General features: G+C 51.7%; 13 protein-coding genes. 7 read left to right on the top strand and 6 right to left on the bottom strand.

All coding sequences use genetic code 11. From position 1 onward, the window contains the following. Positions 1-232: 232 nt before the first annotated feature. Entirely contained in the window at positions 233-871 is a 639-nt protein-coding gene (msrA, locus tag OI69_RS11335; protein WP_039350236.1) for a peptide-methionine (S)-S-oxide reductase MsrA, read from the top strand. Positions 872-1,021: 150 nt separating this feature from the next. Then, positions 1,022-2,338 (top strand): hemolysin family protein, encoded by a 1,317-nt coding sequence (locus OI69_RS11330; RefSeq protein ID WP_039350795.1) that lies wholly within the window; start codon positions 1,022-1,024, stop codon positions 2,336-2,338. Between the two features lie 56 nt (positions 2,339-2,394). Here OI69_RS11330 and OI69_RS11325 read toward each other — a convergent pair whose 3' ends face one another. Further along, positions 2,395-2,601, bottom strand: coding sequence for a DUF1107 domain-containing protein (locus OI69_RS11325; protein ID WP_039350233.1), 207 nt, complete (start codon positions 2,599-2,601; stop codon positions 2,395-2,397). A gap of 364 nt (positions 2,602-2,965) precedes the next feature. Between OI69_RS11325 and OI69_RS11320 the strand changes: the two genes are divergently transcribed. Beyond that, entirely contained in the window at positions 2,966-3,544 is a 579-nt protein-coding gene (locus OI69_RS11320) for a YtfJ family protein (RefSeq protein ID WP_039350231.1), read from the top strand. A gap of 148 nt (positions 3,545-3,692) precedes the next feature. Here the strand turns inward: OI69_RS11320 and cysQ are convergent, their stop codons facing one another. Beyond that, positions 3,693-4,433, bottom strand: a complete 741-nt coding sequence (gene cysQ, locus OI69_RS11315) for a 3'(2'),5'-bisphosphate nucleotidase CysQ (protein ID WP_039350229.1) — start codon at positions 4,431-4,433, stop codon at positions 3,693-3,695. A 193-nt stretch (positions 4,434-4,626) separates the two neighbouring features. Here cysQ and OI69_RS11310 point away from each other — a divergent pair, with 193 nt between their 5' ends. Then, complete coding sequence (locus tag OI69_RS11310; RefSeq protein WP_039350227.1) at positions 4,627-6,579, top strand: bifunctional 2',3'-cyclic-nucleotide 2'-phosphodiesterase/3'-nucleotidase; 1,953 nt, start codon at positions 4,627-4,629, stop codon at positions 6,577-6,579. A 49-nt stretch (positions 6,580-6,628) separates the two neighbouring features. Here the strand turns inward: OI69_RS11310 and OI69_RS11305 are convergent, their stop codons facing one another. Next, positions 6,629-7,012, bottom strand: a complete 384-nt coding sequence (locus OI69_RS11305) for a winged helix-turn-helix transcriptional regulator (protein ID WP_039350220.1) — start codon at positions 7,010-7,012, stop codon at positions 6,629-6,631. Between the two features lie 214 nt (positions 7,013-7,226). Here OI69_RS11305 and OI69_RS11300 point away from each other — a divergent pair, with 214 nt between their 5' ends. Beyond that, the gene (locus tag OI69_RS11300) at positions 7,227-7,781 is read left to right on the top strand and encodes a flavodoxin family protein (protein ID WP_039350217.1); all 555 of its coding nucleotides are present in this window, start codon (positions 7,227-7,229) and stop codon (positions 7,779-7,781) included. 70 nt (positions 7,782-7,851) lie between these two features. On the opposite strand, the gene OI69_RS19285 is transcribed toward OI69_RS11300, so the two are convergent. Further along, the gene (locus OI69_RS19285; protein ID WP_072034290.1) at positions 7,852-8,274 is read right to left on the bottom strand and encodes a DUF2502 domain-containing protein; all 423 of its coding nucleotides are present in this window, start codon (positions 8,272-8,274) and stop codon (positions 7,852-7,854) included. Between the two features lie 240 nt (positions 8,275-8,514). On the opposite strand from OI69_RS19285, the gene ytfE reads away from it, so the two are divergent. Continuing rightward, complete coding sequence (ytfE, locus tag OI69_RS11290; protein ID WP_039350213.1) at positions 8,515-9,180, top strand: iron-sulfur cluster repair protein YtfE; 666 nt, start codon at positions 8,515-8,517, stop codon at positions 9,178-9,180. Positions 9,181-9,271: 91 nt separating this feature from the next. On the opposite strand, the gene fklB is transcribed toward ytfE, so the two are convergent. Then, positions 9,272-9,892 carry an FKBP-type peptidyl-prolyl cis-trans isomerase gene (gene fklB / locus OI69_RS11285; RefSeq protein WP_039350211.1) on the bottom strand — a complete coding sequence of 207 codons (621 nt, stop codon included), beginning with the start codon at positions 9,890-9,892 and terminating at the stop codon, positions 9,272-9,274. A 356-nt stretch (positions 9,893-10,248) separates the two neighbouring features. On the opposite strand from fklB, the gene OI69_RS11280 reads away from it, so the two are divergent. Beyond that, complete coding sequence (locus OI69_RS11280; protein ID WP_039350209.1) at positions 10,249-10,962, top strand: LysM-like peptidoglycan-binding domain-containing protein; 714 nt, start codon at positions 10,249-10,251, stop codon at positions 10,960-10,962. Here the strand turns inward: OI69_RS11280 and OI69_RS11275 are convergent. Continuing rightward, the gene (locus OI69_RS11275; protein WP_039350207.1) at positions 10,959-11,321 is read right to left on the bottom strand and encodes a DUF488 domain-containing protein; all 363 of its coding nucleotides are present in this window, start codon (positions 11,319-11,321) and stop codon (positions 10,959-10,961) included. The two genes, OI69_RS11280 and OI69_RS11275, sit on opposite strands and share 4 nt — an antisense overlap. Positions 11,322-11,394: the final 73 nt, after the last annotated feature.

Here is an 11,394-nt window from a genome sequence, read left to right as displayed (position 1 = left end):
TCCGTCAGATCACGCCAAAATCATCGACCAGCTTTGCATAACATTAGTGATAAATACTAACTTTCTATCTTAAAAATAGATTTTCACCTGTAAATATCAATATGTCACGTCACAGATAAACATTACCTTAACATTAAACGCCAGTAAGATATTAAAGACAGCCCAAGGCTTCTTGGTTATGCTTTCTATGAAAACGGGTTATTTACCCAGTCTAGCTGGAGTTAACAACGTGATGAATTCGATTGATAAGACACAGCGGATTACACAATCCGCTGCTTTACCGGGACGTTCCACCCCAATGCCGGTGGCCAGGCTGCATGTCGTTCATGAACACTCCATGACGCATGTGCCGGATCACATGTCCGTGGCAATTTTCGCCATGGGCTGTTTCTGGGGGGCTGAGCGCCTGTTCTGGCAACAGCCGGGGGTCTACAGTACGGCGGCAGGCTACATCGGCGGTTACACCCCCAACCCCACTTACCGCGAAGTGTGCAGCGGGCTGACCGATCACGCCGAAGCAGTGCGTATCGTTTTTGATCCTGCGATCATCAGTTACGAACAGTTGCTGCAACTGTTCTGGGAAAATCACGACCCCGCACAGGGTATGCGTCAGGGGGGAGATATCGGCAGCCAGTATCGCTCCGCTATCTATACGCTCACCCCTGAACAAGAACAGGCCGCGCAGGACAGCCTTCAGCGTTTTCAGCAGGCAATGAGTGAGAACGGCGACAGCCGCACAATCAGCACAGAAATCGAGACTGCACGCCCGTTCTATTACGCGGAAGATGACCACCAGCAATATCTGCACAAGAATCCAAACGGCTATTGTGGATTAGGCGGCATCAGCATCTGTCTGCCACCTCCGCGTTGACTGCTGGCGGTAATTTCACCGCTCCTGCTATAATGCGCCTCAGCCGGGCGGATCGCTGCCCGGTTATCACCTTCTCATTATTGCTATTAATTTAAGACCTTTCTGAGGATCGCTGCGCTCATTTAAGCGCCTGCGAAAACGTTAAAAATGATGTTAAACAGTCTATTACTGATTCTTTGTCTTATCGCCATCAGTGCATTTTTCTCGCTGTCCGAGATTTCGCTGGCGGCGTCCCGTAAAATTAAACTCAAATTGATGGCCGACGAGGGAAACCTCAACGCGGATCTGGTACTCAAGTTTCAGGAGACGCCGGGTATCTTCTTTACCGTGATTCAAATTGGCGTCAATGCCGTGGCGATCCTGGCGGGTATCATCGGCGATGCCGCCTTTTCCCCCACATTTTCCATTTTGTTTGAACGCTTCATGTCACCGGAAGCGGCAGATAAAGTCAGCTTCATCTGTTCATTCGTCCTCGTCACCAGCTTGTTCATCCTGTTTGGCGACCTCACCCCGAAACGCATTGGTATGATTGCGCCGGAAACCGTAGCGGTTCGCATAATCAACCCCATGCGCTTCTGCCTGTTCCTGTTCCGTCCACTGGTTTGGATCTTCAACGGCCTGGCTAACGTTATTTTCCGCCTGCTCAAACTGCCGATGGTGCGTAAAGATGACATCACCTCCGATGATATTTACGCCGTGGTGGAGGCAGGTGCGCTGGCTGGCGTACTGCGTAAGCAGGAACACGAACTGATCGAGAACGTGTTTGAGCTGGAATCCCGCACCGTGCCGTCCTCCATGACATCACGCGAAAGCGTGGTCTACTTCGATCTGCGTGAACCGGAAGACAGCATTAAAGAAAAAATCGCCCAGCAACCCCACTCCAAATTTCTGGTTTGCGATGGCACGATTGATCAGATCGTCGGCTATGTGGATTCCAAAGACCTGCTGATTCGGGTGCTGGGAAACCAAAGTCTGACACTGAGCAGCGGCGTACAGATTCGTCCGGCGCTGATCGTGCCAGATACGCTGACGCTGTCTGAAGCATTGGAAAGTTTCAAAACGGCAGGCGAAGATTTCGCGATCATTCTGAACGAATACGCGCTGGTCGTCGGCATCATTACCCTCAATGATGTGATGACCACCCTGATGGGCGATCTCGTCGGTCAGGGAATGGAAGAGCAAATCGTCGCGCGTGATGAGAATTCCTGGCTGGTGGAAGGCGGTACACCAATAGAAGATGTCATGCGGGCGCTGAATATTGATGACTTCCCACACTCCGGCAACTACGAAACCATCGGTGGCTTTATGATGTATACGCTGCGGAAGATCCCCAAACGTACCGATGCCGTACGCTTCTCAGGCTATAAGTTTGAAGTCGTGGATATTGATAGCTACAAGATCGATCAACTGCTGGTGACACGTCTGGAAAGTCGCTCAACGGCTGCCAACAGTGATAGCGCAGAATAGCCACCACAAGGTGTATATCATGCAAAACGGCCCGCTACGGGCCGTTTCTTTATGACTCACCCTATCTCGGTCTGAAGCCGGATGACCTGGCGATTCACTTCGGACATCACCAGAAGATGCTGCTTATCCTGCTTCTTTGGCAATAGAATTTTGCCGTAGTCGAACTCAAAAGCACCAACCCCTTTAATGTACAGCCGCCCACGAAACAGGATTTTCACATACTTAGCGACTTTCAAAGGATTGTAACGTTCGAAGATCCTCATCGTTTTACTCTCCCGTTTTATTTTTCTACGCTCCCTCTTTCGCCAACATGGCTAAGATACTGGAGCGCTAATGAGATAACGGATACTGATAATTAGTCCTGTAAAAGGGTATTTAGTTCCCCACCATTCAGTATTCTTAACTGCTTTTACAGATTTTTACGGAATAGTATTTAATCAAACCCCTGGTCATCAGTATAAACCTTCAAAAATAAGGGTTTTGTGCACGCGGGAAAAAACCGTTTTATCGCAGCGCGGGACAAGCAGGTTTCCTGAATCTACGCTTATTCCATAACGTGACATTTTCCCTCATCTGACATATCCCCTATGGGGTACGGCATCGAGCCACCGACACTAAGGACATATCATGATAAAAATACGCCACCTGCTCCTCGCACTCTCTATCACGCCCTTGCTGGGGCTTTTCTCGCTCCCGACCTCAGCTCATATGCTGGCACTCAACCAATCGGTTCCTCCCGTCGGCGTCGCAGACAGAGGAGAACTTCAGTACCTTAATAATCAGTTTAGTTATAAGAACTGGAACAGCGCGCAGTTGCCTGGAAAAGTACGGGTGATACAACACATCGCAGGCCGAACCTCAGCCAAAGAGATGAACGATCCGCTCATCGCCGCACTGAAGGCGGCTAATCTACCGCATGATTATTACCAAACGACGACAATCGTGAATACCGATGATGCCATCATCGGCACCAGCCTGTTTGTGCGCAGTAGCCTCGAGGACAACAAGAAAGCCTTTCCGTGGTCGCAGTTCATTGTCGATAGCAACGGCAACGTGCGTAAAGCCTGGCAGCTACAGCCACAAAGCTCCGCTATCGCTGTGCTGGATAAACAAGGGAAAATCCGTTTCGTGAAGGATGGCGCATTGAGCGGGCAAGAGGTGCAGCAGGTGATGTCCCTGCTGCGACAATTACTGGAAGAGAAGTAAGGGCGATAGCTCGAATAGTGGACGTTATTAAGACCGAGATACACGGAGCGACCACGGCGTGAGGCTGCCCTACGGGAACCTCACCACCGTGTTTCTCCTAAAAAATAGGCTTAAGCGCTCAACAACATGAGCCATCGCACTAAAGCAGTTAAAACAGAGAGACGCGAAAGCCGGGGTTGAGGAAAGATTCACGCGGCGTGTAGGACAGCGTTTGCCCCTGCCAATCGTGAATCTGCGCCCCAGCCGCCACCGCCACCGCGTGGCCCGCTGCCGTATCCCAAATGTTGGTCGGCCCGAAGCGGGGATAAAGTTGCGCTTCGCCCTCCGCGACCAGACAAAATTTTAGCGATGACCCAATCGCTACCGTCTGATGTTCACCCAACTGGTTGAGATAATCCTTTAATTCGCTATCGGCATGAGAACGGCTGACGACCACCAGCGGTGGTCGAGCCTGCTTCACCGTAATCTGCCGACGTTGGCCATTCTCTTCTTTCCAGGCTTTGCCTTCCGCCGCCGCATACATCACGCCCGTGACCGGCACATAAACCACACCGAGCACAGCCTGACCGTGCTCGATCAGCGCGATATTTACCGTAAACTCGCCGTTGCGGTTGAGAAACTCTTTGGTGCCGTCCAGCGGATCAACCAGCCAATAGCGCTGCCAGTGCCGACGAATCTCCCACTCAGGCGGATCTTCTTCTGACAGCAAAGGAATATCGGGAAACGCCGCCGTCAGCCCCTCTTTAATAACCCGATGCGCAGCAAGATCGGCAGCAGTCACGGGTGAGTCATCTTTCTTGTGTGCGACATCCACAGGATGTTGCCCTTCGTAAACCTGCATAATGGCAGTACCGGCATCGCGAGCCAGTTGGCAAACCGTTTCTAGCATGATCGACCTCGTCGTTATCGGTTACGCGACAATAGCGTAACGCAGACTTCATCTCTGTCATTCATTATACATCTGTGAGGCAATCTACGATTATTGCCATTATTGATGTCATACTCAGAATTTAGAGACGATAATCACTTTAACTTCATCATGATATGAAAGACACCCCGATTACCGCACAAGGAGTTACGCAATGAAGCATTCTCTGGCACTCAGCCTGCTTGCTACGCTGGTCGCCACAACCGTCCATGCCGCTACCGTGGATTTACGAGTATTGGAAACCACCGATCTGCACAGCAATATGATGGATTTCGATTACTACAAAGATACACCAACCGATAAATTTGGTCTGGTGCGCACCGCCAGCCTGATTCATGCCGCACGCGAACAGGCGACCAACAGCGTGCTGGTGGATAATGGCGACTTGATACAAGGCAGCCCGTTGGGCGATTACATGGCCGCGAAGGGACTGAAGGCGGGCGACGTGCATCCGGTTTATCAGGCGATGAATACGCTGGATTATTCCGTCGGCAACATCGGTAACCACGAATTCAATTATGGATTGGATTATCTGCACAACGCACTATCAGGCGCGAAATTCCCTTATGTGAACGCCAACGTGCTGGATGCCAAAACGGGTAAACCGCTGTTTACGCCTTACCACATTGAAAACAAGTCAGTGACGGATCGCGACGGTAAACAGCACACGCTGCGTATCGGCTATATTGGGTTCGTACCACCGCAGATCATGGTGTGGGATAAGGCTAACCTCACCGGAAAAGTCACGGTGGAAGACATCACCGCCAGCGCCAAAAAGTGGGTGCCGGAAATGCGTAAGCAAGGTGCCGATCTGGTGATTGTCATCCCGCATTCTGGCCTGTCTGCCGAGCCGTACAAAGCGATGGCGGAAAACTCCGTTTACTATCTCAGCCAGGTTCCGGGCGTTGATGCGATCATGTTTGGCCATGCTCATGCGGTTTTCCCGAGTAAGGATTTTGCCAATATCAAGGGCGCAGACATCACACGGGGAACGCTGAACGGCGTGCCTGCCGTGATGCCAGGACAATGGGGTGACCACCTCGGCGTCGTCGATTTCACGCTAAATAACGATAGCGGCACATGGAAAGTGGAAAATGCGAAAGCAGAAGCCAGACCGATCTATGATAAAGCGCAGAAGACATCACTGGCAGTGGAAGACGACAAACTGGTGAAAGTGCTGTCTGATGCGCACCAACATACCCGCGAGTTTGTCAGCAAACCGATCGGCAAATCCGCAGACAACATGTATAGCTATCTGTCGCTGATTCAGGACGACCCTACCGTGCAGATCGTCAACAATGCTCAGCGCGCCTATGTCGAACACTTTATTCAGGGCGATCCCGATCTGGCGGATATTCCGGTGCTCTCCGCCGCTGCACCGTTTAAAGCCGGTGGCCGTAAAAACGATCCGGCCAGCTATGTCGAAGTGGAAAAAGGCCAACTCACCTTCCGTAATGCCGCCGATTTGTATCTCTACCCAAATACGCTGGTGGTGGTGAAAGTGAACGGACAGCAGGTACAGGAGTGGTTGGAGTGCTCGGCGGGTCAGTTCAAACAAATCGATCTCAGCAAGCGTGAACCCCAATCGCTGCTCAACTGGGATGGCTTCCGCACCTATAACTTCGATGTGATCGACGGCGTCAATTATCAGATTGATGTCACACAGCCCGCCCGCTATGACAGCGAGTGTGCATTAATCAATGATAAGGCGCACCGTATTAAAGGGCTGACGTTTAACGGTAAACCCATTGATCCTAAAGCGACCTTCCTGATCGCCACCAATAATTACCGCGCTTATGGCGAGAAATTTGCCGGAACCGGTGAAAAGTATGTGGCTTTCGCTTCGCCGGATGAAAACCGCTCCGTGCTGGCAGCTTACATCAGCGCAGAAACACAAAAGTCGGGAGAAGTGAAGCCGCAGGCGGATAACAACTGGCGTCTGGCCCCTATCGTCAGCGATACGCCGCTGGATATCCGTTTTGAAACGTCACCGTCAGAGAAGGCTAAGGCGTTTATCAAAGAAAAAGCACAGTACCCAATGACGTCCGTCGGCAATGACGAAACGGGTTTTGCGGTTTATCGTCTTGACCTGCAACACGCGAAATAAATCTTGCCATACGCAGGCTTCCGCTTCGGCGGGAGCCTGAACCGGCGTTTTACAGCAGCTCGACCGCACTGTTCGCGGCTGCATCAAATTTTTTTTGGGAAAGTAGTACGTTATCCATATTCTGTTCCGCCCAGTACGTCAGTTCGGCAATCGGCTTCGCTAACGTTTTCCCCATTTGGGTTGAGGCGTATTCCACCGTCACCGGAACCGTCGGAAAGACGGTTCGCTCAACAAAGCCGTCGCGCACCAGATTCTTTAGCGTTTGCGACAGCACTTTTTGTGAAATGCCTTCCACATCGCGTTTTAACTGATTAAAGCGCATCGGTCGCTCAACCAGAATGTTCAGAATCAACAGCGTCCATTTATCCGCGACGCGATCCAAAATCATGCGGGTCGGACAGTGTTGCGCGTAAACATCATAGCGTTTGCTCATTGTCGAGTTTCCATATAGTCGCTTGAGATATGACAGGCATAGTTACCTGAAAGATACCAACTCACTTAAAAGTGCTTTCTTAACAGAACCATGAGGCTTCGATATAGTCCTCACATTATAGAGTTAGTATCTATTAGAAAGCACGTATCACTCGCAGGCCGACAATAAAGTCCACCGCGTATCGTTGATAAACACAGAGAAATGAGGATAGGTCATGTCAAAAGCAGTCGTTATTTATCATTCTGGCTATGGTCACACGCAACGTTTGGCGAGTGCCGTCGCCGAGGGCGCTAATGCTGAACTGATTGCCATCGATGCAGAAGGTAACATCAGCGAGGCTGAGTGGGAGAAACTCACCGCCGCCGACGCCATTATTTTCGGTACACCAACCTACATGGGGGGGGCGACCTGGCAGTTCAAGAAATTTGCGGATGCCAGTTCTAAGATCTGGTTCGCCCGCGGCTGGAGCAATAAAGTGTTTGGCGGTTTTACTAACAGTGCCAGCCTGAATGGCGACAAACAGGTTACGCTGATTTATCTGCAAACGCTGGCTTCACAGCACGGTGGGATTTGGGTCAGCCTGAACCAACTGCCTTCGAATGCCAAAGCGGCAAAACGCGACGATCTGAATAACCTCGGTGGTTCAGTCGGTCTGCTGGCGCAGACACCTTCTGACGCCAGCGTAGAAGAAGTGGTCGCCGGCGATCTGGCGACCGGTAAGCTGTACGGTCAGCGCATCGCTGATATCGCCGCGAAACTGGCAAACTAGTTAACAGACGCCGCTTAAGCGTCAGCTTTCGGTGAACACGCGCCGCCTTTTGGCGGCGCTTTTTATCTCGTTAGTCGCGGAACGATCCCCGTCCATGACGGTAGTCCTCGTCTCCCCGATCGTGTCCTCGTCTGTTCCATTCACCGCGGCGCGGCCCACGATCGTCAACATAGCGAGGCGGATCGAAATGGCGGCGATCATAATCACGTCTGCCGCGCTGGCTCTCATTCCACCAGCGAGCATCGCGCCAGCGCCAGCCATCCCAATAGTAACCATGTCGATTACGTTCACCGCGATGATAGCCCCGGTGCTCATCCCACCAGCGCTCGCTCCGCCAGTCATAGCCGTCCCAGTAATTACCTCGTCTGTCACGATCGCCGATATTCAGCGTCACACCTGGCATCAGGTCAATACTGATACCATCCGCTTCTGCTACCGGTATTATCGCAAACATTCCCACAAACAGCGTGCTGATGACGAATGGCCTAAACATAGGGTAACTCCTTGCTCACCGCGACTGCGGCATGGCAAAGATATACGGGGAATTCCTCTGTGCCACTATCAGATAAATACGCATTTTCCTGACTTTACCGTTCTTAACGTTTTGCTAACGCAGAGGCATGCCATTCATCACCCTGCCGTACTTTACGCCTACCTCGTAAGCGGTATATTCAACGCCAAAAGATGCATTTAAAATACAATTTATAAACTGCATTCATTCAGAGGCATCATCATGGCATACCGCGATCAATCCCTCGGTGAGTTGGCCATCGCTATTCCGCGCGCAACCAAACTCTTTCGTGAACTCAATCTGGACTTCTGCTGTGGCGGCAAGCAAACGCTAAACCGTGCGGCAGGCAAAAAAGATCTCAATATTGATGAGTTGGAAGCACAGTTGGAGAAACTAGCCGCCCAGCCTTCCGACACCCGCGACTGGCGTGAAGCGCCGCTCGCTGACATTATTGCGTACATCATTCCCCGCTTTCATGACCGCCACCGTGAACAACTGCCGGAACTGATTCTGATGGCAGAAAAAGTCGAACGTGTGCATCACGATAAAGCCGACTGCCCGCACGGCCTCGCCAACCAACTGACCGCCATCTATAACGAGTTGTCTCAGCACATGATGAAAGAAGAACGCATCCTCTTCCCGATGATCGCGCAGGGAATGGGCGCGAATGCTGGCGCACCAATTTCAGTGATGGAGCATGAACACGATGATGCCGGGCGTGATGTGGAAGTAGTAAAAGAACTGACCAATGGCGTCGTGCCACCGGAAGGCGCCTGCAACACCTGGCGCGCACTGTACTCCGGTATCAACGAGTTCATTACCGATCTGATGGAACACATCCATCTGGAAAACAATTTGCTGTTCCCACGCGCGCTACGCGGTGAGTGATGTCGTTTCAATAAAAAATAAGAAAGTCGTTATAAATTATGCAGTAAAAACAACAAAGGCGCTCAGTGGGCGCCTTTTTTTTATCTGGAGATTACAGAATTTCCAGCAGTTCTACTTCAAAAATCAGCGCGCTGAATGGCGGAATGGATGCGCCTGCACCGCGTTCGCCATACGCCAGATTGTGTGGAATATAGAGTTCCCACTTGGAACCGACAGGCATCAGCGTCAACGCTTCAATCCAGCCAGGGATCACACCGCTCACCGGGAATTCAGCAGGTTGGCCACGCTGAACGGAGCTATCGAATACGCTGCCGTCAATCAGGCGCCCCGTGTAATGTACTCGCACGCGATCCTGACGAGCCGGAATAGACCCTTCACCCTGCGTCAACACGCGGAATTGCAGACCAGACTCCGTGCTGTTCACGCCTTCTTTCTGCGCGTTTTCAGCCAGGAACTGCTGACCTTCTACCGCCTGCGCCTGTTGGCGTTCGCGACGTACCGCATCCGCACGCTCATGAATTTCGCGCAGCGCGCGATGAACCACATCCACAGGCACCGCAGGCGCATTACCTTCCAGCGCATCACGTAGACCAGCAAGCAGAGCTTCTGGGATCAGACCTTCAAGACCTGATTCCTGTAACTGTTGACCAACCTGTAAGCCGATGCCGTAACTTGCCTGGGCTTCGACGCTATCAAAAGAAGGAGTTGTCATGGATGTTCCCTTTAATCTGTAAAAAACTGAAAGCGCAGCATAACAGCGACGGGGATTGGGGTAAAATCCTGTGTGCAGGTACTCATGTTAACCGCACGCCAGCCCAACCATTCAGGGAAGCTAGCCTATACGGGTAGTTCTGATGTTTCTGGCTCACCGGTTACCTTAATCATCAACGCGTTAACTGGTCAGTGCATGCAGATTATCGGTATACTAGACTACGTTATTATCCTGATACTGTTTTTATGCTGGCACCGCTTTTCTTCTGATATAGCTTAACTACCAGCTTGCCGTTGTTAATGACATCGTTTTTATATGATGCCGTTTTTATACTGAATGTAGTAAGAGAGGTCACCATGGGCAGAATTGCGCCCAGGAAGCGGAAAACCACCTGGGATTATCAAACGTTAGTACGCTCCTGCCTGCGAATTATCCAGCGGCAGCCCTCAAATGCTGTAGTCGTAGAAAACGACGACGAGAAGCGCGACGCTCAGGAGCATCAGTCTCCTCTTTCCCTGCGTGAGCGTACGGGTGCCATGCTGCAAAAAATCTGGCATCTGCCCGACGGCTATCACTGGATGGCACCGTTGCCGCTCCTTCATCGCCGCTGGCTCCTCATCGCCATCGCACTGCTGCTGATCGTATTACTGTGGCCTTATAGCCCACAGCACTCGCAGCCCCCCCGAACTACGCCAGTTCCTCTTACTCAGGAGGATAATCAGGCCGCGATGCAGGCCGTGATTATTGAAAACCAGGCAACGTCACATCAGCAGTCTGCAACCACGCCGCCACCGGCACAATCATCAGCGCCATGGCGACAGTATGAGATCGCCTCAGGGCAAACGTTGGCTCAGCTCTTTCGTGATAACAATCTGCCCGTCAGCGATGTATTCGCGATGGCGCAGGTAGAAGGTCGGGATAAGCCACTCAGCAGTCTACGGGCGGGTCAGGCGGTCAAATTACAGTTGAATGCGCAAGGCATGGTCGCAGAGCTGGAAATCGAAACCACGGCGAACCAGACGATTCGGTTCACGCGCGGTGCAGACGGCGCATTTACCCGAACACGCTAATGATTTAAGCGTGCTAATAGAAAATCGCGCAGGACGACAGCATGGTTGTGCTGCGCGTTTTTACTGCCATACAACAGCGTGATGGGTTTTCTCTGTTCAAGCAACGTCACCAGCCTGCCGCACGCTGCGTTCTGCACTAACTCATGACGATAATAATCCGCAAATTCCCCCCAGCGTTCCGGCTCAGCGTGGAACCATTTCCGCAACTCGCTGCTCGGTGCAATGTCTTTAAACCACTCTACGCCCTCCAGACGCGCTTTACTGATGCCACGCGGCCAAAGACGATCAACAAGAAAAGTGAGGGAAGAGAAAGGTGCCTGCGCGTCATACACGCGGATGAGGTGAATCAAGTCAGACATGTGGCCTCCTTTTTAGGGTACGGGAATAATAGGCTGTTTATTTTCCGATCCCTAAAATCATAACCACCCGCAT

It is taken from the genome of Pectobacterium fontis (assembly GCF_000803215.1).
GTDB classification, from domain to species: domain Bacteria; phylum Pseudomonadota; class Gammaproteobacteria; order Enterobacterales; family Enterobacteriaceae; genus Pectobacterium; species Pectobacterium fontis.
The sequence above is the reverse complement of the archived record's forward strand: the minus strand, read 5'-3'. Positions and strand labels throughout refer to the sequence as shown.